This window comes from Pseudomonas sp. NFXW11 (assembly GCF_049887815.1).
Taxonomy (GTDB): domain Bacteria; phylum Pseudomonadota; class Gammaproteobacteria; order Pseudomonadales; family Pseudomonadaceae; genus Aquipseudomonas.
The window spans coordinates 132,646-151,487 of record NZ_JAGEKI010000004.1; the positions used below are offsets into that span (position 1 = coordinate 132,646).

Here is an 18,842-nt window from a genome sequence, read left to right on the forward strand (position 1 = left end):
GTAGAGACAGTGAGTCAATTTTTCCAGATCCATCCGGAAAACCCGCAGCCGCGCCTGATCAAGCAGGCGGTGGAGATCATTCGCGGCGGTGGCGTGGTGATTTACCCCACCGATTCGTCCTACGCCATTGCCTGTCAGATGGGTGACAAGGGGGCGATCGAGCGGGTGCGACGCTTGCGCCAACTGGACGACAAGCACAACTTCGCGCTGATCTGCAGCGACCTTTCGCAGTTGGGGCTGTTCGCCAAGATTGACACCGGCACTTTCCGCTTACTCAAGGCCTATATTCCAGGGCCTTACACCTTCATTCTCAACGCCACCCGGGAAGTACCGCGGCTGTTGCTGCACCCCAAGCGCCGCACCATCGGCCTGCGGGTGCCGAGCAACCCCATCGCCCTGGCGCTGCTGGCCGAACTGGGCGAGCCGCTGATGAGCGTCAGCCTGATCATGCCCGGCGACACCGAGGCCCTGAGTGATCCCTACGAGATGCGCCAGCTGCTGGAGCACCAGGTGGACCTGATCATCGACGGCGGCTTTGGCAGTACCGAATCCTCCACTGTGATCAACCTGGCCGATGGCGAGCCGGAAGTGATTCGCGTCGGCTGCGGCGACCCTGCGCCGTTCATGGCCGAGGCCTAGATGTCTGCAGTAGAAACCGTCGACGAACAGGCCGACGCCCAGCAGGAGCTGCCATTCGCCATGGTCTACGGCCAGGCGGTCACGCAGATGCCCCTGGACCTGTACATTCCCCCGGATGCCCTGGAAGTCTTCCTCGAAGCCTTCGAAGGGCCGCTGGACCTGCTGCTGTACCTGATCCGCAAGCAGAACATCAATATTCTCGATATCCCGGTGGCGGAGATCACCCGCCAGTACATGGGTTACGTGGAACTGATGCAGTCGGTGCGCCTGGAACTGGCCGCCGAGTACCTGGTGATGGCGGCGATGCTTGCCGAGATCAAGTCGCGGATGCTGTTGCCACGCTCCGCCGAGGTCGAGGAAGAAGAGGACGATCCTCGGGCCGAGCTGATCCGCCGCCTGCAGGAGTACGAACGCTTCAAGGCCGCTGCCGAAGGCATCGACGGCCTGAGCCGGGTTGGTCGCGACGTGATAGTTCCCAAGCTCGACGCTCCCGAAGCGCGGGCGCGCAAGCTGTTGCCGGATGTGGCCCTGGAAGAGGTGCTGATGTCCATGGCCGAAGTGCTGCGCCGTGGCGACATGTTCGAAAGCCATCAGGTCAGCCGTGAGGCGCTGTCCACCCGCGAGCGCATGAGTGATGTGCTGGAGCGGCTCAAGGGCGGCGGTTTCGTGCCCTTTGTCGAGCTGTTCACCGCCGAGGAAGGGCGCCTGGGGGTGGTGGTGACCTTTATGGCGGTCCTCGAGCTGGTCAAGGAATCCCTGGTCGAGCTGGTGCAGAATGAGCCCTTTGCGGCCATCCACGTACGGGCGCGAGCCGAATAACGAGCTTAAATCATGAACCTGAATGAACCCCGCGAGCTGGCCTCCCTGCTCGAAGCCTTTCTGTTGGCCTCGGGAAAACCCCAGTCCCTGGAGCGCCTGTTCGAGCTGTTCGAGGAGGCCGAGCGGCCGGAGCCGGCGGTCTTCAAGAAGGCCCTGGCGCTGCTGGGCAAATCCTGCGAGGGACGGGCCTTCGAGCTCAAGGAAGTGGCCTCCGGCTATCGCCTGCAGATTCGCGAGACCTACGCCCCCTGGGTCGGCCGCCTGTGGGAAGAGCGGCCGCAGCGCTACTCCCGGGCGCTGCTGGAAACCATGGCGCTGATTGCCTATCGCCAGCCCATCACCCGTGGTGAGATCGAGGACGTACGTGGCGTCGCGGTCAACAGCAATATCGTCAAGACCCTGCTGGAGCGCGAGTGGATTCGCGTGGTGGGCTATCGCGATGTGCCGGGCAAACCGGCGATGTTCGCCACCACCAAGGCCTTTCTCGACCACTTCAACCTGAAGAACCTCGACGACCTGCCGCCCCTGGCGGAACTGCGGGAAATCGAGGTCGAGCCGGTGCTGGAGTTCGACGAGGCCCCGGTGCCCGAGCATCTGCAACAATTGGCCGACGCCAGCGCCGAGCCGCAAGAGCCCAAGGACGAGACCAGCTTCCACACCTTGCTGCTGGAGTTGGACTCCATGGAGCAGGGGATCAAGACCGACTTCGACGATCTGCACCGTGATGGCGCGGTCGAGCCCGGGGATCAGGAACCGCTGTTCGATGAGCCTGAGGTGCAAGCCGAGCCGGGCATTGCTGCCGATGACCCGGATCAATTCCCGCTCGAGCCTGAAGACCCGGCACAGCCCGAAGCCGAGGAAGACCTGCTGGGGGTAGCCGAGGCCCGGGCCAAGTTGCTGGCGGCGGTGGCTGCGCTGGAACCTGCTACACCGGAACTGAGTGAAGAGGAGGCCGAAGCCCTGGCCCTGGCCGAGGCTATCGAGAACGAACGCCGCCTGCAGGACGACTGACCTTGGCGTACGCGCTGGCTTCAAGGTAGGTGTACGGCTGGCGGGCTTCTTCGCCGGCAAGCCGGCTCCTACGGGAGCGATCTCAGCCACCGGCGGGCGGAAAAAATCTCCACTGGTGACTGATCGACTAGTCTGTGATGCGCAACCGCCGCCATGAGCGTATGATTCGCGACCCTTTGGCGATCCCTTCGCCACAGAACCTGTTTTCCACGCTTCAGGCCGCTCAAGCCTGAAGTGCTACACCGGGAGGTGCCCAGATGAGCGACAAAGAACAACTCGACCAGGAAATCCGTCCAGCCGGCGAAAAGCTGCAGAAAGTGCTGGCGCGCATTGGCGTCGGCTCGCGCCGCGACGTTGAATCCTGGATCAGCCAGGGCCGGATCAAGGTCAATGGCGCCGAGGCCAGCCTTGGCCAGCGTGTCGACCTGCACGACGCCATTGCCATCGACGGCAAGCTGATCAAGCGCGAAGAGGCCGCCGAATCGGTGCGCCGGGTGATCATGTACAACAAGCCCGACGGCGAGATCTGCACCCGCGACGACCCGGAAGGCCGTCCTACCGTGTTCGACAAGCTGCCGCGCCCTCGTGAAGGCCGCTGGATCAATATCGGCCGCCTGGACATCAACACCACCGGCCTCTTGATGTTCACCACCGACGGTGAGCTGGCCAACCGCCTGATGCACCCTTCCTACGAGATGGACCGCGAGTACGCGGTGCGTGTGCGTGGCGAAGTCGACGACGAGATGATCGCGCGCCTCAAGGCCGGGGTGATGCTCGAAGACGGCCCGGCCAAGTTCACCGATATCCAGGAAGCGCCCGGTGGTGAAGGCTTCAACCACTGGTACCACTGTGTGGTGATGGAAGGCCGCAACCGTGAAGTGCGTCGTCTGTGGGAATCCCAGGGCCTGGTGGTCAGCCGCCTGAAGCGCGTGCGTTTCGGCCCGGTGTTCCTTAACTCCGACCTGCCCATGGGCCGCTGGCGCGAAATGAGCCAGTACGAGGTCGACGTACTGAGCGCCGAAGTCGGCCTGACCCCGGTGGCGATGCCGCAACTCAACGCCAAGTCCAAGGACAAGCTGGAGCGTCTGCAGCGCAAATCCTCGCGGCCGATGGGCAAGGGCGAGCGGGTGCGTACCCTGCGTCCTGCCAATGGCGCACCGTCCACTTCGCGCGCTCCCCGTGAGCCGCAGATCGAAGGCGAGCGTCCAGGGCGCAAGCCGGCGGCCCGTCAGGATGGCGAGCGCGCGCCACGGGCACCGCGTCCGGCAGCTGGGCGTGGCACGCCAGTGGCCGAGCGCCCGGCGGACACCAAGCGTCCGGCCAAGCCGGCGCCGAAGTCCAAGCGCCCAAGCCTGTCGCTGGACAAGGACGCGCCGTCCGGCAAGCGCCGTGGCGCTCCGGCCGGTAGCGGCCAGCGTCCTGGTTTTGGTCGTCGCAAGCCGGAATAAACCTCGGCCAGCAGACAAAAAACGCCATCCCTCGGGATGGCGTTTTTTTTCGCCCGCTGATCCGTAGGAGCCGGCTTGCCGGCGAAGGGGCTCCTGAGCCTTGTGTTGGCCTTGCGGGCGTCTAGAAGGCGAACTGGCCGTCGAACACCGGCTTGTTGTCCACCGCCAATACCCCTGAGCTGAAGATCAGGTCCAGGTGATGGCTGCCCTTGGCGCCGCCGCCCAGCCCCAGGTGCAGGCCGCAATGGCGTTCCTCGAAGCCCGAGTTGCGCCCGTACAGGCTCTTGATGCCCTCGTTGGTGCCTATGCCCAGTTCCTCGATGCGTCGGTTCGACGGGTTGGCATCCAGGTACTTGTTGAAGTCCTTGACCAGCCCAGGCACCTGGCTGGCCACCTGGCGAATGCTCGAATTCTCGATCCACAGCTCCAGCGGCTGCTGCAGCACACCGTATTTGCGGGCAAAGGGGATGGTGCTGAGGAAGGTGCCAAGAAACTTCACCTGGCCATTGATTGCATCGCTGTGGGTGGCGATCTCGCCCGGCGCCAGGTCGTAGTTGCCCACGCCGTTGATGTCGGTCCATTTCTTCACGCCGTCCAGGGGCGTTTCGAAGTACGAGCCCTGGGCATCGCGAAAGCTCAGGGTGCTGGCCTGGGACAGGCGACGGATCAGGCTGGCGTTGAGGTCAGCGATGCGCTGCGGCTCGACGCTGAAGGTGTCGTAGAAATACTGGCCGTAATCCTTGAACAGCAGGGATTTCTTCCAGTGCTCGGCCATCAGCCCATGCAGCGGGCGGAGGAACTCCGGGCCGTCGGGGCGTGGCTGGGGCAGGGTCGAGGAGTCGTAGAAGAAGATATACAGGTCGCAGTCGACGATGGCCCGGGCCAGGGTGTCGGCGGGTTCCAGGTCCAGGCGCAGGGCGTTGATCGTCAGCGCGCTGGCCAGCTGGGATTGCTCGATGATGGCGCTGACCATGGCCTGGTACTCGGCGGTATGGCCGATCACCAGTTGCGAAGGGCGCTGGGCGTTCAAGGCCGGATGCCGCTCGAGGTAATACAGGAAATGACCAATGGCGCGGGTGTTGTCCATAAAACCTCCCTGGAGGACAGAAGTGACCGGGGCAGGCACAGGGCCTGCTCCGGTCCGGGCGCCTTACATCGGCCACATGGCGGTGCCGAAAGGCACCACGGCGTCGGCCTGCATCATTTCCACGGCGGCGTCATGGGTGGCCGCTTCAAACCAGTCGTCCAGTTGCAGCTCGGTTTCCAGATCCTGTTCCAGTGTTTGCATGGTGACTCTCCTAGAAAATATTGCGCAAAGCAGTCCATTGGGTGGAGCGGCCCGACCGTCACCAACGGGACAGGTGCTGACGGTCGGGCCGCTCCACAGGGCTTGCCGACGGGTACCGCTGGCAAGTGGCTGGAAACCTAGTTCAGGGTTTTTTGGAGTGCAAAAAAATAATTAGATTATTTTCTGCTGAACTTTATTTTCTATTTTAAGGCCGAGTGATTTGTTCTCGAAAAACAGCAGGCTAAGGTTTTTCTCAGGGCCGGGCTGCGGCAGCGTCAATTTGCAGTCGGTGCTGTGCGGGATCTACCTTGGCAAGTTTTCGTTACGCTGCGTAAACAATGGCTGACGAAATACGCCCATATCCGACCTGGGTTGGCGAACTTTGCTTGGGTGTAAGGAAAAGCTTCCGAATTTTGCCCTGTGGTTGGGCTGCAGAGGCTCTGGCCCGCTTGTTCCAGGGCGACAAGGCGGGTCAGATACACGCCTGCCTGCGTACAGGTGCATAACAAGAAGGAGGCGCAATGAACGCCGTAACCGACTTTCCCTCATTCCCTTCGAAGGGCGATGACCTTCGCCCCTTCAGCGACGACCCCACTGGGTCGCTCCACTTTTTCGCCGCCGATGCCGGGCATCGAGCCGGCCCCACGTGATTGCGCTTGCCGGCACGCTGATACAGCGAGGTCTGGCAGGAGGGAGTCAGGGGTGTACAATGCGCGGCGTTTTAACTGTGACCCCATTGCGTACCCGCGCATTTGGCGCCTAGACCGCGCTTTTCAGCTCGCCCACAGGGCACTGGAGACACCGCTGCAGGGCCCATAAACTCAAGGTTATCCACCTTGTTCACTCCACTGCGTCACGAGCGTGGTGGGTTCGATTTCGTCACAGATAAAAACAAACAGGTGACGCATGACCGTTAGACAAACGCTGAACTTCTGGTGCCTGCGCTGGGGTTTGATCGGCGCCGCTTAAGCCTTTCCGGGCGGCAACGTCTTGCATTTATCATCAAACCTTGCGTGAGAACCTTTTCATGAGTGGACAAAACTCGCATTCGGGCGAGCTCAAGCGCGGCCTGAAAAATCGCCATATTCAACTGATCGCCCTGGGTGGCGCGATCGGTACCGGTTTGTTCCTGGGGTCGGCCGGGGTGCTCAAATCCGCTGGCCCGTCGATGATCCTCGGCTACGCCATCTGCGGCTTCATTGCCTTCATGATCATGCGCCAACTTGGGGAAATGATCGTCGAAGAGCCGGTGGCCGGCTCCTTCAGCCATTTCGCCCACAAGTACTGGGGTGGCTTCGCCGGTTTCCTCTCGGGCTGGAACTGCTGGATTCTCTACATCCTGGTGGGCATGTCGGAGCTGACTGCGGTCGGCAAGTACGTGCACTACTGGTGGCCGGAAGTGCCGACCTGGGCCTCGGCGGCGGTGTTCTTCGTGATGATCAATGCGATCAACCTGGCCAACGTCAAGGTCTTCGGCGAGGCTGAGTTCTGGTTCGCCATCATCAAGGTGGCGGCCATCGTCGGCATGATTGCCCTGGGCAGCTACCTGCTGGTCAGCGGCAGTGGCGGCCCACAGGCCTCGGTGAGCAACCTCTGGTCCCATGGCGGCTTCTTCCCCAACGGGGTCAACGGCTTGGTGATGGCAATGGCGATCATCATGTTCTCCTTCGGCGGCCTGGAAATGCTCGGTTTCACCGCGGCCGAGGCCGACAAGCCGAAAACCGTGATCCCCAAGGCAATCAATCAGGTGATCTACCGCATCCTGATTTTCTACATCGGTGCCCTGGTGGTACTGCTGTCGCTGACTCCCTGGGACTCCCTGCTGCAGACCCTGAACGCTTCCGGCGATGCCTACAGCGGCAGCCCGTTCGTCCAGGTGTTCTCGATGCTGGGCAGCAACACTGCGGCGCACATCCTCAACTTCGTGGTATTGACCGCGGCGTTGTCGGTGTACAACAGCGGCACCTACTGCAACAGCCGCATGCTGCTGGGCATGGCCGAACAGGGCGATGCGCCCAAGGCCCTGGCCAAGATCGACAAGCGCGGGGTGCCGGTGCTGTCGATCCTCGCCTCGGCGGTGGTGACCTTTGTCGCAGTGCTGCTCAACTACCTGATTCCGCAGCACGCCCTGGAGCTGCTGATGTCCCTAGTGGTGGCGACCCTGGTGATCAACTGGGCGATGATCAGCTACTCGCACTTCAAGTTCCGCCAGCACATGAACCGTACCGGCCAGACCTCGCTGTTCAAGGCCCTGTGGTACCCCTACGGCAACTACATCTGCCTGGCGTTCGTGGTGTTTATCCTCGGCATCATGCTGATGATTCCGGGCATCCAGGTTTCGGTGTACGCGATCCCGGTGTGGCTGGTGTTCATGTGGGTCTGCTACGTCATCAAGAACAAGCGCAGTGCCCAGCACTCGCTGCCGACGGCCAGCGCTGCGCTGAAGTAAGCGCTGCCCCGACCCTGAAAACCCGGCCTCGGCCGGGTTTTTCATTTATGGCGTATCCTGTGCGCCCTGAACCCGGATTCCCGTTCCATGCTGGTGATTTCCAACAACGTGCATCTGCCGGATGCCGAGATCGAGCTGACCGCCATACGCGCCCAGGGCGCTGGCGGGCAGAACGTCAACAAGGTGTCCAGCGCGGTGCACCTGCGTTTCGATATCCCGGCCTCGTCCTTGCCGCCCTTCTATAAGGAGCGTCTGCTGGCGCTGCGCGACAGCCGCATCACCAGTGACGGCGTGGTCATCATCAAGGCCCAGCAGTACCGCACCCAGGAGCAGAACCGTGCCGACGCCCTGGAGCGTTTGCTGGAGCTGATTCTCGCGGCCATCAAGGTGGAAAAGAAACGCCGCCCCACCAAGCCGACCCTGGGCTCGAAGAAACGCCGCCTGGAGACCAAGTCCAAGCGCGGCACCATCAAGGCCGGACGCGGCAAGGTGGACTACTAGCCGGCCGCGCGTTCCTCGCGCTGCCTGGGTGCCTGGCGATACAGGTACAGGCTCAGCAGCAGGCCCCCGCAGGCGGCGAGGGCGGCGAACAGAAAGATCGAGGCAAAGCCGAAGCCGGCGGCAATCGCCCCGGCTAGGGGGCCGGTGATGCCCAGCGACAGATCGATAAACAGCGAATAGGCCCCTACCGCCGCACCACGGCTGGAGGCCGGTACCAGGTTCACCGCTTCCACCCCCAGTGCCGGGAACACCAAGGAGAAGCCAAAGCCGCTCAGCGCCGCGCCGGCCAGGGCCCAGTTGGCGTCGCTGGCCAGCCACAGCAGCAACAGGCCGAGGGTTTCCACCGACAGGCAGGCAATCGCCACGCGAAAGCCGCCGAGGCGGTTGATCAGGTTGCCGAACAGCAGTCGCGCGCCGATAAAACTGGCGCCGAACAGGCTCAGGCACAGCACCGCGTTGGGCCATTGGTGGGTGGCGTAATACAGGGTGATAAAGGTGGCGATGGTGCCAAAGCCGATAGAGCCCAGGGCCAGGCCGCAACCATGGGGAAACACCTTGCCCAGCACATGGATAAACGGCAGGCGCTCACCGGCGACTATGGGCGCGGCGAGTTTCGGCCAGGCCAGCAGCAGGCCGAACACCGCCAGCAAGATGATGCTCGCGCCCATGCTCCACAGCCCCAGCTGGCTCACCAGCCACACCCCCAGGGGCGCGCCCACGGCCAGGGCGCCATAGCTGGCGATGCCGTTCCAGGAAATCACCTTGGCGGTGTTCGGCGCGCCAACCCGGCCAATGCCCCAGCCAATGGCCCCCGAGCCCACCAGGCTTTCCGCGCTGCCCAGCACCAGGCGGCCGATCAGCAGGCTGGTGAGACTCAGCAACGGCATGTGCTGCAGCCAGGCCGAGAGCAGCATGAACACCCCACTCAAGCCGCAGCCGGCCAGGCCGTACATCACCGCCCGCTTGCAGCCCAGGTTGTCGATGATGCGCCCGGCGTAGGGGCGGCTGAGCAAGGTGGCCAGGTACTGCACGCTGATCACCAGCCCGGCGATCACCGCGCCAAAGCCCAGGTCGCTGTGCACATAGCCCGGCAGCACCGCCAGGGGAATGCCGATATTCAGGTAGCCGATAAAGGTGAACAGGACGATGGAGACGACTTGCAGCGTGACCGCCGAGGGGCGCTGGGAATCTGGCATGGGGAGGGACCACTGCGACAGCTGAGATAGATAGGCTGCTTATGATACCGCTGTGATCGAGGAGGCCGCAGGATAAATCTGTGGGTTGTGCGGATCTTTACGAACCTGTGCAGGGGTTCAGCTGTGCTGCTCCCCCAGCAAGCGGGTGGTCACCAGGGCTGCCAGGGCATTTTCCTGGGTGCCGAAACGGGCCAGCAGGGCGGCCTGTTTTTCCGCGCTGAGGCGATTCCACACCTCGATCATCTGCTGTGCAGTGCCGATCAGGGCGTTGGCCTGGGTTTCGTCGAAGGTGTCGGTCATGGTGCGGTGGGGCTCTTGCAAGGTTTCAGGCGGTGTGGAAAGCGCTTGAGTAGCGCTTTCCACACGGTCTGGTTACAGCTCTCTCAGTCTTCGCTGTCGGCCTGGCGGCGGTCGGCGGCTTCTTGGGCTACAGGCTTGTCAGCACTGGCTTGTGGCGGGGTTGTCTGCTCAGTTTCGTGCAGGCTCGGGAAGGGGAGATTCGGGATCTCGTGCATATCGTTGCTCCTCGCAAAGTCTGTTTTTTAAATCGCTGGGTAGGTCCGCGCTTTTAAAAAGCCTGGGCAGGATACAGCACCACAAATGACAGAAAGATTTTTATTTCCCCCGAATCGACGCCCGGTGCAGCGAAATTTCCGCTGCATGGTGATTCCACCCACGCAGGCGCCGCAACGCCGGTGAGGGCGTTGCAGCATGCTCATGGCTAGGGCTCGGCGGGGCTGACGATGATCTTGCCAGTCATCTGCGGATGCAGGGCGCAGAAGTACTCGTAGGTGCCGGGCGACTCGAAGACATAGGAAAAACGCTCGTTGGTGTCCAGGGCCGCAGAGCGGAACAGCTTGTTGGTTTGCGCGACGGTGTGGGGGATCTGGTCGTCATTGACCCAGGTGACTCGAGTACCTGCGGTCACGTGCAGATCCCCGGGCTGGTACATGAATTCGCGGATATCGATCTGCACATCCTGGGCCCAGGCTGGTGTCGCCAGGCATCCCAGGAGCAGCAGAGGCAGGAGTGTCTTCATGGTGCGGGTACCTTCAGGCCAGGGTGGCGTCGAGCAGGGCCAGCGGATGCTCGCCCTGGGTGGCCAGGACATCGGTGATGCCCAGGTAGTTGCGCAACTGGTCGGCGGCCACCGTCATCGGCCCGGGGGTTGGCGCAGCACCGGGTGCCGGTTGCGGATACGCGGTACCGCGGGCGGTGTGGAAGGTGATGTTGCCCTCGATCTTCTGGATCACCTGGTGAATATGGCCATTGAGGATGGTCACCGAGCCGTAGTTGCGCAGCAGGGCGATGGCCTGGTCGCCGTCCTCGGTGCCCCAGCCCCATGGCTGGTAGATGGTCCACAGCGGAATATGGGTGAAGACCACGATCGGCGTACTGCTGCTCACCGCCCGCAGGTCATCCGCCAGCCAGGCCAGTTGCTCGGCGCCCAGGTTGGCTTCGCGCCCGGCCTGGAAGTTGAACACGTTGACCAGGGCGACGAAGTGCACGCCCTGCTGGTCGAAGCTGTACCAGCCATTGCCCTTGGTGCCCTTGCCGTAGCGCTGCAGGTACAGCTGGCCGGCGCCTTCGTCGAGGGTGTCGTGTTCGCCCGGTACGTAGTGCACGGGTGCCGGCAGGGCTTTGAGCAACTGTGCCGCAGTGTCGAACTCCTCGGGCCGCGAAAGGTGGGTGATATCGCCGGTGTGCAAGATCAGCCCGGGTGTCTTGGGCAGGGCAATGACTTTATCGATGGCTACCTGCAGGGTCTTGACCGGCTCGGGGTTGGCTTCCTTGTTGAAGCCGATGTGCGAGTCGCTGATCTGCACGAAGTGAAAGCTGCTGGCCAGGGCTGCGGGATTGCTTGTCTGGCCGTTCTGGTCCAGGGCGAAGGCCCGGGGAATGCCCCCGCAAAGGGCCCAGACCACCCCGGCGCCAGCCCAGGCCGAGCATTTGAGCAGGGTGCGTCGATCGGGGTTTTGCGGGCCATCGGTAAGCTGGGGTTGCGATCTGTCATGAGTGTCCATGGAGCTGCCCTCGTAGCGGTCTACAGTGATGGGTCTCACCTGTGTAAAACCGCGTGACCAGGGGCTTTATTCCGCAGCAGAGCCATTTTTTCTTTGCGGGAATAAAACCTGCGTTTTCATCGTTATCAGTGGGCAAGGGAATCGGAGCCAGCATGACGCGATTCGAGGAACTGTTCCTGCCGCACCTGAATGCGGCCTATAACCTCGCACGCTGGTTGACCGACAACGACAGCGCGGCCCAGGACGTGGTGCAGGAAAGCGCCTACCGGGCGGTGAAATTCCTTCACCGTTTCGATGGCGGCAACGCCAAGGCCTGGTTTCTCACCATAGTCCGCAATGAAAGCTACAACTGGCTCAAGCTTTCCGCCCGCCAGGGCGGCGTGGCCTTCGATGATGCCTGGGTGGAGGACGAGGCGCGGCAGCACGACGGCGATACGCCGGAGTGGCAATTGATCCGTGGGCAGGAGGCCGAACAGCTGCAGCAGGCGCTGCTGGCGCTGCCTCCGGCCTTTCGTGAAGTGATAGTGCTCAAGGAGCTGGAAGACATGGCCTACAAGGACATTGCGAAGATCGTCGACATTCCTCTGGGGACCGTCATGTCGCGCCTGGCCAGAGGCCGTTGCATGCTCCGGCAGCAGTTGCTGAAGTCGCGTCCATCATGAACGACCTCGACTGCAAGACCTGCCGCCAGTGGCTGCACGGCTACCTCGACAACGAGCTGGAGGTGAATGCGGCCGCCGAGGTGGCCGAGCACCTGCGCCATTGCCCCGGTTGCGCCGGGGAATACGCCGCGTTGCGCAGCCTGAAGGCCGAGGTCAGGGCGCATGCCCCCTATCATCGGGCGCCGGTGGCTCTTGGTCGGCTGCTGGCTGAGCGCGAGGAGGGGCTGCTGCATCGTTTTTCGTCATGGAGCGCCGGCCGCTGGCTGGCCCCGGTAGTGTCGATGCTGGCCCTGGCGCTGTCGTTGGGTTTCTATTTGGCCGTGCCGCCGGTCGAGCGGCCCTGGATGGACGAAGCGGTGTCCAGCCATGTGCGCTCGCTGATGGTCGATCACTTGAATGACGTGGCGTCTTCGGACCGGCATACGGTCAAGCCCTGGTTCACCGGCAAGCTGGATTTCGCGCCGCCGGTGTTCGATTTCAGCGCCCAGGGCTACCCGCTGCTGGGTGGGCGCCTGGACTACCTGCAGCAGGAGAACACCGCGGCCCTGACCTATGGCCATGGCCGGCACCTGATCAATCTGTTCGTCCAGCCCACGACGCAGGCCGACAGTGCGGCGCAGAGCCAGTCCTGGCGTGGCTACAACCTGGTGGCCTGGCGCCGCGATCACCTGCGCTTCATCTTGGTCTCGGACTTGGAACGGGGTGAGTTGCAGGCCTTGGGGCAACTGATTCAGCAGGGCTTGTGAATTGGAGCCGCGAGAGGGCGGCCTGCGCAGCGAGTGCGCAGGCCGGGGGTACAGCCAGGGGCAATCAGCCCTTGCAGACGGCGGCGATGGCGCTGGCCAGCAGGTCCAGGCGCGTGGCGTCGATACCGGCCACGTTAGCCCGGCCCGAACTGACCATGTACACGCTGTGCTGTTCACGCAACGCCTGCACCTGAGCCGGGCTCAGGCCGGTGTAGGAGAACATGCCGCGTTGCACACCGATATGGGCGAAACGCTCGGCCAGGCCGTGGGGTTGCAGGGCCTCCACTAGGCCGGCACGCAGTTGCGCGATGCGCAGGCGCATGGCTTCCACTTCATCGGCCCACAGGCGCTTGAGCTCGGCGTCGCCAAGGATGGTGGCAACCACCGCGGCGCCGTGATCCGGTGGCGTCGACCACAGGTTACGGGCGATATGGGCCAGCTGGCTGCGCACGTCCAGCAGCTTCTGTGCATCCTGGGCGCAGACGATCAGCGCCCCGGTCCGATCGCAGTACAGGCCGAAGTTCTTCGAGCAGGAGCTGGTGATCAGCACTTCCGGCAGCTCGCTGGCGAACAGCCGTACCGCCCAGGCGTCCTGCTCCAGGCCATCGCCAAAGCCCTGGTAGGCGAAGTCGATCAGCGGCAGCAGCTTGCGGCTGCGCACCACCTCCAGCACCCGCTGCCAGTCGGCATGGCTGAGGTCGAAGCCGGTGGGGTTGTGGCAGCAGGCGTGCAGCAGCACCACATCGCCCTCGGGTACCTGGTTCAGGCTCGCCAGCATGGCCTCGACGTCCAGGCGGTTGTCGCTGCCCACGTAGGGGTAGTGACTGGCCTTGACCCCGGCCGCGGCGAAGATGGTTTCGTGGATCGGCCAGGTCGGGTTGCTCAGCCATACACCACGGCCCGGCAGGCAGTGGGCGATGAAATCGGCCGCCAGGCGCAGGGCACCGGTGCCGCCCGGGGTCTGGGTGGCGCCGGCGCGTTGCTCGGCGATCAGCGGCGATTCGCTGCCCAGTACCAGTTGATTGATCAACTGGCCGAAGGCTGGGGAGCCGTGCCCACCGATGTAGGTCTTGGTGGCCTGGCGATCCACCAGGCGCTGCTCTGCCAGCTTGACTGACTGCAGGATCGGAGTCAGGCCCTGGGCGTCCTTGTAGACCCCCACGCCAAGGTCGAACTTGCGCGGGTTGGGGTCATTGGCATAGGCCTCCATCAGGCCGAGGATCGGGTCGCCGGGTACGCGGCCGATGGCATCGAAATGCATTACTTGCGTCCTTCTGCGGTCTTGGCCACTTCGTCGGTGCGGGCGGCCATGATGAAGTCGTTGCGGTGCAGGCCCTTGATCGAGTGGCTCCACCAGGTAACGGTAACCTTGCCCCATTCGGTGAGCAGGCCTGGGTGGTGGCCTTCGGCCTCGGAGATTTCGCCCATGGCGTTGGTGAAGGCCAGGGCAAACTTGAAGTTCTTGAACAGGAAGACTTTTTCCAGTTGCATCACGCCATCGCGAACTTCGATGTTCCAGTCGGGGATCTGCCGGATCAGTACCGGCAGTTCTTCGTCGCTGACTTGTGGGGCATCGGCACGGCAGGCTTCGCAATGGGCTTGGTTCAAGGCGGTCATGGTGGATTCCTGAATGTAATTCTTGTTGGACGTTACTATTTTTCGCAGCCGCCCGCGAGGGCGGCCTGCTCAGGCCGCCTTGGGTTTTGGCGGAAACTTGGGTGCGTGCAGGCCCAGCTGCATGCCCTGGTGCACCAGGGCCATGATGTCCTCATGGGCCAGGTCGAACAGGCGCTTGAGGTTGGGCAGCACGAAGTAGACAGGTTGCAGGATGTCGATGCGATAGGGCGTGCGCATGGCTTCCAGCGGGTCGAAGGTCTGGTGCTCGGGTTCGTCCGACAGGCTGTAGACGCTTTCCTTCGGCGAGGACAGGATGCCGCCACCGTAGATGCGCCGCCCGGCCGGGGTTTCCATCAGGCCGAATTCGATGGTCATCCAGTACAGGCGCGCCAGGTACACCCGCTCTTCCTTGGTGGCTTGCAGGCCGAGCTTGCCGTAGGTGTGGGTGAATTCGGCGAACCAGGGGTTGGTCAGCAGCGGGCAGTGGCCAAAGATCTCGTGGAAGATGTCCGGCTCTTGCAGGTAGTCCAGTTCTTCCCGGGTGCGGATAAAGGTGGCCACTGGAAACTGCTTGCTGGCCAGCAATTCGAAGAAGGTCTGGAAGGGAATCAGCGCCGGAACCCGGGCCACTTGCCAGCCGGTGGTTTCCCCGAGGGCCTGGTTGATTTCACCCAGTTGCGGGATGCGATCGTGGGGCAGGCCGAGTTTTTCGATGCCGTCCAGGTACTCCTGGCAGGCCCGGCCTTCAATGACTTTCATCTGGCGCGTGATCAGGGTGTTCCACACCGCGTGTTCTTCGGGGGTGTAGTGGATAAAACCTTGCGCGTCGGGCTCGCGGGCCACGTACTGCGTCTGCTTCATGCTGCTCTCCTGCCAGGGGATGCGTTCTTGTTATGAATGACCCCATTGATACCCCGGGGTGCGACGCTTTGCAGCAGTTGGCCCCGCCTGTAGCAGGGCCATTGGGCGCTTATTCGTAAACTAATCGTTACGTTTTCGCCGAAAGCGCCCGATTGTTGTGGTTCCAAGGTTTGAAAAAGCCATTTCCTGTCACATAATCTTGACGATTATCTGCGCCAGCCAGCAAAAAGTTGGCAAGCGCCCATGTCGAAAGCGTCGCCTGGCGGCGTTTATGCCCTCCATTTTCCGTACCGGGCCTTTCTTTATGCGTATCAAAGTCCACTGCCAGAACCGCATCGGCATCCTGCGCGACATTCTCAACCTGCTGGTGGAGTACGGCATCAACGTGGCCCGGGGCGAGGTGGGCGGCGAGCATGGCAACGCCATCTATCTGTTCTGTCCGAACCTGATCAACCTGCAGTTCCAGGCCCTGCGGCCGAAGTTTGAATCCATCGCCGGGGTGTTCGGGGTCAAGCGGGTCGGGCTGATGCCCAGCGAACGCCGGCACATGGAACTCAATGCCTTGCTCGGGGCCCTGGAATTCCCGGTGCTGTCGATTGACATGGGCGGTTCCATAGTCGCCGCCAACCGCGCTGCGGCGCAGTTGCTGGGGGTGCGGGTGGACGAAGTGCCGGGCATTCCGCTGTCGCGCTATGCCGAGGATTTCGACCTGCCGGAGCTGGTGCGGGCCAACCAGTCGCGGATCAACGGGCTGCGGGTCAAGGTCAAGGGCGACGTATTCCTGGCGGACATCGCGCCGCTGCAATCCGAGCACGATGACAGCGAGGCCATGGCCGGCGCGGTGCTGACCCTGCATCGTGCGGATCGGGTCGGGGAGCGTATCTACAATGTGCGCAAGCAAGAGCTGCGCGGTTTCGACAGCATTTTCCAGAGCTCCAGGGTGATGGCCGCGGTGGTGCGCGAGGCACGGCGCATGGCGCCTCTGGATGCACCGCTGCTGATCGAGGGCGAGACCGGCACCGGCAAGGAATTGCTGGCCCGCGCCTGCCACCTGGCCAGCCCCCGTGGACAGTCGCCGTTGATGGCCCTGAACTGTGCCGGGCTGCCGGAATCCATGGCCGAGACCGAGCTGTTCGGCTATGGCCCGGGAGCCTTCGAAGGGGCGCGGGCGGAAGGCAAGCTCGGGCTGCTGGAGCTGACCGCCGGCGGCACCCTGTTTCTCGATGGGGTAGGGGAGATGAGCCCGCGGCTGCAGGTCAAGCTGCTGCGCTTCTTGCAGGACGGCTGCTTCCGTCGGGTGGGTAGCGACGAGGAGGTGTACCTGGATGTGCGGGTGATCTGTGCCACCCAGGTGGACCTCTCGGAGCTCTGTGCCCGGGGCGAATTCCGCCAGGACCTGTATCACCGGCTCAATGTGCTGTCCCTGCATATTCCACCGCTGCGCGAATGCCTCGATGGCCTGACCCCGCTGGTGGAGCATTTCCTCGACCAGGCCAGCCGGCAAATCGGCTGCCCGTTGCCGCGCCTGGCGCCGGCGGCCATGGAGCGCCTCAGTCACTACCATTGGCCGGGCAATGTGCGGCAACTGGAGAACGTACTGTTCCAGGCGGTTTCGCTGTGCGATGGCGGCACGGTCAAGGCCGAGCATATTCGCCTGCCGGACTACGGCGCGCGCCAGCCCCTGGGCGAGTTCTCCCTGGATGGCAGCCTGGAGCAGATTGTCGGGCGCTTCGAGAAAGCGGTGCTGGAAAGCCTGTATGCCGAGCACCCCAGCAGCCGGCAGTTGGGCAAGCGCCTGGGGGTGTCCCACACCACCATCGCCAACAAGTTGCGCCAGTACGAGGTCGGCAAGGACGCCGCCGAATGAAAAAAAACCCGCGGTTCAGGCGGGGCTTTTTGTTTGGCGCTTTATGGCGTGGCTTCAGATATGGAAGTAGCCGACGCAGGAGTCAAAAGGCAGGCGCTTGAGTTCGATCTTGTTCATGTCGAACACCTCGCGCAGGGCCTTGGTTTCGCCCGGGAAGTTGCGGTAGGCGACTTCGTCCAGCACCACGATGGCGCCTTTTGGCATGTACGGCAGGAAGGTTTCCAGGGCCACCTTGGTCGGTTCGTACAGGTCGGTGTCGAGGATCAGCATGGCCACCACCAGGTCCGGGCGCGACTTGACGAACTCCGGCACGGTCTTGCAGATGTCGCCCTTGACCAGCTCGCAGCGCGGGATGCGATTGACCGGACGCAGCAGGTCGTTGGCATCGATCATGTCCTGGATCAGCGACTGGTCGGTGTCGGAGAACATGCTTTCGTTGATGTCGGCCGGGTCTTCGTCCTTGTTGATGCTGGTGAAGCCCTCGAAGGTGTCGAAGCCGACGATCGAACGGTTGATGGCATAGGGTTCGAGAATCATCGACAGGTGCATGTAGAGCATCAGCGAGTTGCCCTTGTACACGCCGCACTCGACGATCGCGCCCGGGATATCCATGACCTTCTTGAACAGCTCCATGCGCGACAGCGCGGCAGTGACGTTGATGCGGTTGGCGAACACGAACGGTGCGTCGGCCACGTACTCGGCATCGACTCGCTTGAGAACCCCGGCGCGGGTGGCGTTGTATTCGGCTTCAGCGGGGGTCAGGCGACGTTTGGTCATGGTTTGAATCCTTGGAAATTCGAGAAGTCGTGGGCGTGGAAATAGTCTTTGAAGCCGGCGCCGACGTCCGGGCAGGCGCTGTCGACGTTGGGGGCTCCACGGTGGTGCTGCAGGTCGTCAAGGTGCATCAGGCGGAAGTCCACGCTGAAGCGGGTGTGTTCGGTATGGTTGGCCACCGTGCCGTGCAGGTGCGAGCCGGAGAAGGTCAGCATCTCGCCGCTGTTGCCGGCGATGCGGATTTCCGCCGAGTCGTCGATCTCCCCCAAGGGCACCGGGTGCACTCGCACTTCTTCGGTCAGGTTGTCCTTGGCCTTGTGCCGCTGGTTGTTGATCCAGTCGTTCAGGCTCCATTCGCTGGAGGTGTTGGGCACGGGTTTTTCGAAGTAGCCGGGGTTGATCATCATGGTCTGGTCCGGGCTGATGGTGTAGACCGGCATCCAGGTGTTGATCTGGCAGTCGACGCTGCCGTACCAGCTGTCGCGATGAGGCTTGTAGGCGTAGCTGACGCCAGCGTGCAGGTAGTCGTAGTTGGGCACCACCCGCAGGCGCGGCACGTCGAAAATGTATTCCCGGGGGTCGAGGTTGATCTCGTGAATAAAACCCAGGATCAGGTCCTTGACCCGCTGGCTGTTGGTGAACTGGCCCTTGAGCCGAGTGACCCTCGCAACGAACTCCTCGACCGGCATCATGCGGTGCAGTGCCTGGTGGTTGGTTTCGCCATCGAAGGCCGCGGTGATGCTTTCCTTGGCGAAGCCGCAGAGTTCCTTGGCGGTGTTCAACTGGGTGTCGAGAAAGACCGATCCGCGATAGATGGCTTCCTTGAAATCAGCGGTCTTGGCCAACTGATTGAGGTACAGGTTCACAGGGGCTCTCCTAGGCAATCACTGGCTTAAGTGTCGGCCAGTGTGAAGCAAACTGAAGTCACGCTGTTCTGGCG

Annotated in this window: 21 protein-coding genes; 9 read left to right on the forward strand and 12 right to left on the reverse strand. The window is 62.8% G+C overall.

The window, feature by feature from the left end; all coding sequences use genetic code 11:
* Nucleotides 1-9: 9 nt before the first annotated feature.
* From J4P02_RS08475 to rluB, 4 genes are all read left to right on the forward strand, one after another.
* A complete protein-coding gene (locus J4P02_RS08475) occupies nt 10-639 on the forward strand; it encodes an L-threonylcarbamoyladenylate synthase (protein ID WP_426189130.1) in 630 nt (209 codons plus the stop codon).
* Between the two features lie 120 nt (nt 640-759).
* Nucleotides 760-1,458, forward strand: coding sequence for a segregation and condensation protein A (locus J4P02_RS08480; protein WP_426189478.1), 699 nt, complete (start codon nt 760-762; stop codon nt 1,456-1,458).
* 12 nt (nt 1,459-1,470) lie between these two features.
* Nucleotides 1,471-2,469, forward strand: a complete 999-nt coding sequence (scpB, locus tag J4P02_RS08485) for an SMC-Scp complex subunit ScpB (RefSeq protein ID WP_426189131.1) — start codon at nt 1,471-1,473, stop codon at nt 2,467-2,469.
* A 257-nt stretch (nt 2,470-2,726) separates the two neighbouring features.
* Nucleotides 2,727-3,917 (forward strand): 23S rRNA pseudouridine(2605) synthase RluB, encoded by a 1,191-nt coding sequence (gene rluB, locus J4P02_RS08490; RefSeq protein WP_426189132.1) that lies wholly within the window; start codon nt 2,727-2,729, stop codon nt 3,915-3,917.
* Between the two features lie 121 nt (nt 3,918-4,038).
* Here rluB and J4P02_RS08495 read toward each other — a convergent pair whose 3' ends face one another.
* Entirely contained in the window at nt 4,039-5,004 is a 966-nt protein-coding gene (locus J4P02_RS08495; RefSeq protein ID WP_426189133.1) for a leucyl aminopeptidase, read from the reverse strand.
* Nucleotides 5,005-5,067: 63 nt separating this feature from the next.
* Complete coding sequence (locus J4P02_RS08500; RefSeq protein WP_178116200.1) at nt 5,068-5,205, reverse strand: hypothetical protein; 138 nt, start codon at nt 5,203-5,205, stop codon at nt 5,068-5,070.
* Nucleotides 5,206-6,232: 1,027 nt separating this feature from the next.
* On the opposite strand from J4P02_RS08500, the gene J4P02_RS08505 reads away from it, so the two are divergent.
* Nucleotides 6,233-7,654, forward strand: a complete 1,422-nt coding sequence (locus J4P02_RS08505) for an amino acid permease (protein ID WP_426189134.1) — start codon at nt 6,233-6,235, stop codon at nt 7,652-7,654.
* A gap of 87 nt (nt 7,655-7,741) precedes the next feature.
* Nucleotides 7,742-8,155 (forward strand): alternative ribosome rescue aminoacyl-tRNA hydrolase ArfB, encoded by a 414-nt coding sequence (gene arfB / locus J4P02_RS08510; RefSeq protein WP_426189135.1) that lies wholly within the window; start codon nt 7,742-7,744, stop codon nt 8,153-8,155.
* On the opposite strand, the gene J4P02_RS08515 is transcribed toward arfB, so the two are convergent.
* The 5 genes from J4P02_RS08515 to J4P02_RS08535 form a co-directional block, all read right to left on the reverse strand.
* Nucleotides 8,152-9,351 carry an MFS transporter gene (locus tag J4P02_RS08515; protein ID WP_426189136.1) on the reverse strand — a complete coding sequence of 400 codons (1,200 nt, stop codon included), beginning with the start codon at nt 9,349-9,351 and terminating at the stop codon, nt 8,152-8,154. The genes arfB and J4P02_RS08515 overlap by 4 nt on opposite strands.
* Before the next feature lie 117 nt (nt 9,352-9,468).
* Nucleotides 9,469-9,651 (reverse strand): hypothetical protein, encoded by a 183-nt coding sequence (locus J4P02_RS08520; RefSeq protein WP_426189137.1) that lies wholly within the window; start codon nt 9,649-9,651, stop codon nt 9,469-9,471.
* Nucleotides 9,652-9,734: 83 nt separating this feature from the next.
* Nucleotides 9,735-9,866, reverse strand: a complete 132-nt coding sequence (locus J4P02_RS08525; protein ID WP_426189138.1) for a hypothetical protein — start codon at nt 9,864-9,866, stop codon at nt 9,735-9,737.
* A gap of 206 nt (nt 9,867-10,072) precedes the next feature.
* On the reverse strand, nt 10,073-10,390 hold the full coding sequence (locus J4P02_RS08530) for a cupredoxin domain-containing protein (protein WP_426189139.1): 318 nt from the start codon (nt 10,388-10,390) through the stop codon (nt 10,073-10,075).
* A gap of 13 nt (nt 10,391-10,403) precedes the next feature.
* Nucleotides 10,404-11,375 (reverse strand): metallophosphoesterase family protein, encoded by a 972-nt coding sequence (locus J4P02_RS08535; RefSeq protein WP_426189140.1) that lies wholly within the window; start codon nt 11,373-11,375, stop codon nt 10,404-10,406.
* A 152-nt stretch (nt 11,376-11,527) separates the two neighbouring features.
* Here J4P02_RS08535 and J4P02_RS08540 point away from each other — a divergent pair, with 152 nt between their 5' ends.
* Nucleotides 11,528-12,037 carry a sigma-70 family RNA polymerase sigma factor gene (locus J4P02_RS08540; protein WP_426189141.1) on the forward strand — a complete coding sequence of 170 codons (510 nt, stop codon included), beginning with the start codon at nt 11,528-11,530 and terminating at the stop codon, nt 12,035-12,037.
* On the forward strand, nt 12,034-12,783 hold the full coding sequence (locus J4P02_RS08545) for an anti-sigma factor family protein (protein ID WP_426189142.1): 750 nt from the start codon (nt 12,034-12,036) through the stop codon (nt 12,781-12,783). Before J4P02_RS08540 ends, J4P02_RS08545 begins: the two co-directional genes overlap by 4 nt.
* Nucleotides 12,784-12,847: 64 nt before the next feature.
* Here J4P02_RS08545 and J4P02_RS08550 read toward each other — a convergent pair whose 3' ends face one another.
* The 3 genes from J4P02_RS08550 to phhA form a co-directional block, all read right to left on the reverse strand.
* The gene (locus J4P02_RS08550; protein ID WP_426189143.1) at nt 12,848-14,044 is read right to left on the reverse strand and encodes an amino acid aminotransferase; all 1,197 of its coding nucleotides are present in this window, start codon (nt 14,042-14,044) and stop codon (nt 12,848-12,850) included.
* Nucleotides 14,044-14,400: a 4a-hydroxytetrahydrobiopterin dehydratase gene (locus tag J4P02_RS08555; RefSeq protein WP_426189144.1), complete on the reverse strand. Its 357-nt coding sequence runs from the start codon at nt 14,398-14,400 to the stop codon at nt 14,044-14,046. Before J4P02_RS08555 ends, J4P02_RS08550 begins: the two co-directional genes overlap by 1 nt.
* A 69-nt stretch (nt 14,401-14,469) precedes the next feature.
* Nucleotides 14,470-15,261: a phenylalanine 4-monooxygenase gene (gene phhA / locus J4P02_RS08560; protein WP_426189145.1), complete on the reverse strand. Its 792-nt coding sequence runs from the start codon at nt 15,259-15,261 to the stop codon at nt 14,470-14,472.
* Between the two features lie 304 nt (nt 15,262-15,565).
* On the opposite strand from phhA, the gene J4P02_RS08565 reads away from it, so the two are divergent.
* A complete protein-coding gene (locus J4P02_RS08565) occupies nt 15,566-17,128 on the forward strand; it encodes a sigma-54-dependent transcriptional regulator (protein ID WP_426189146.1) in 1,563 nt (520 codons plus the stop codon).
* Between the two features lie 54 nt (nt 17,129-17,182).
* Here J4P02_RS08565 and J4P02_RS08570 read toward each other — a convergent pair whose 3' ends face one another.
* Both J4P02_RS08570 and J4P02_RS08575 read right to left on the reverse strand, forming a co-directional pair.
* Nucleotides 17,183-17,905, reverse strand: coding sequence for a class I SAM-dependent methyltransferase (locus J4P02_RS08570; protein ID WP_426189147.1), 723 nt, complete (start codon nt 17,903-17,905; stop codon nt 17,183-17,185).
* Nucleotides 17,902-18,768: a hypothetical protein gene (locus J4P02_RS08575; RefSeq protein ID WP_426189148.1), complete on the reverse strand. Its 867-nt coding sequence runs from the start codon at nt 18,766-18,768 to the stop codon at nt 17,902-17,904. The genes J4P02_RS08570 and J4P02_RS08575 overlap by 4 nt, the downstream gene beginning before the upstream one ends.
* Nucleotides 18,769-18,842 lie beyond the last annotated feature (74 nt).

Coding starts and splice junctions, on each gene's coding strand:
- scpB (WP_426189131.1), top strand. CDS start 1,471: ATGAACCTGAATGAACCCCGCGAGCTGGCCTCCCTGCTCGAAGCCTTT.
- arfB (WP_426189135.1), top strand. CDS start 7,742: ATGCTGGTGATTTCCAACAACGTGCATCTGCCGGATGCCGAGATCGAG.
- J4P02_RS08570 (WP_426189147.1), bottom strand. CDS start 17,905: ATGACCAAACGTCGCCTGACCCCCGCTGAAGCCGAATACAACGCCACC.
- J4P02_RS08500 (WP_178116200.1), bottom strand. CDS start 5,205: ATGCAAACACTGGAACAGGATCTGGAAACCGAGCTGCAACTGGACGAC.
- rluB (WP_426189132.1), top strand. CDS start 2,727: ATGAGCGACAAAGAACAACTCGACCAGGAAATCCGTCCAGCCGGCGAA.
- J4P02_RS08545 (WP_426189142.1), top strand. CDS start 12,034: ATGAACGACCTCGACTGCAAGACCTGCCGCCAGTGGCTGCACGGCTAC.
- J4P02_RS08540 (WP_426189141.1), top strand. CDS start 11,528: ATGACGCGATTCGAGGAACTGTTCCTGCCGCACCTGAATGCGGCCTAT.
- phhA (WP_426189145.1), bottom strand. CDS start 15,261: ATGAAGCAGACGCAGTACGTGGCCCGCGAGCCCGACGCGCAAGGTTTT.
- J4P02_RS08550 (WP_426189143.1), bottom strand. CDS start 14,044: ATGCATTTCGATGCCATCGGCCGCGTACCCGGCGACCCGATCCTCGGC.
- J4P02_RS08520 (WP_426189137.1), bottom strand. CDS start 9,651: ATGACCGACACCTTCGACGAAACCCAGGCCAACGCCCTGATCGGCACT.
- J4P02_RS08515 (WP_426189136.1), bottom strand. CDS start 9,351: ATGCCAGATTCCCAGCGCCCCTCGGCGGTCACGCTGCAAGTCGTCTCC.
- J4P02_RS08530 (WP_426189139.1), bottom strand. CDS start 10,390: ATGAAGACACTCCTGCCTCTGCTGCTCCTGGGATGCCTGGCGACACCA.
- J4P02_RS08535 (WP_426189140.1), bottom strand. CDS start 11,375: ATGGACACTCATGACAGATCGCAACCCCAGCTTACCGATGGCCCGCAA.
- J4P02_RS08505 (WP_426189134.1), top strand. CDS start 6,233: ATGAGTGGACAAAACTCGCATTCGGGCGAGCTCAAGCGCGGCCTGAAA.
- J4P02_RS08495 (WP_426189133.1), bottom strand. CDS start 5,004: ATGGACAACACCCGCGCCATTGGTCATTTCCTGTATTACCTCGAGCGG.
- J4P02_RS08525 (WP_426189138.1), bottom strand. CDS start 9,866: ATGCACGAGATCCCGAATCTCCCCTTCCCGAGCCTGCACGAAACTGAG.
- J4P02_RS08555 (WP_426189144.1), bottom strand. CDS start 14,400: ATGACCGCCTTGAACCAAGCCCATTGCGAAGCCTGCCGTGCCGATGCC.
- J4P02_RS08565 (WP_426189146.1), top strand. CDS start 15,566: ATGCGTATCAAAGTCCACTGCCAGAACCGCATCGGCATCCTGCGCGAC.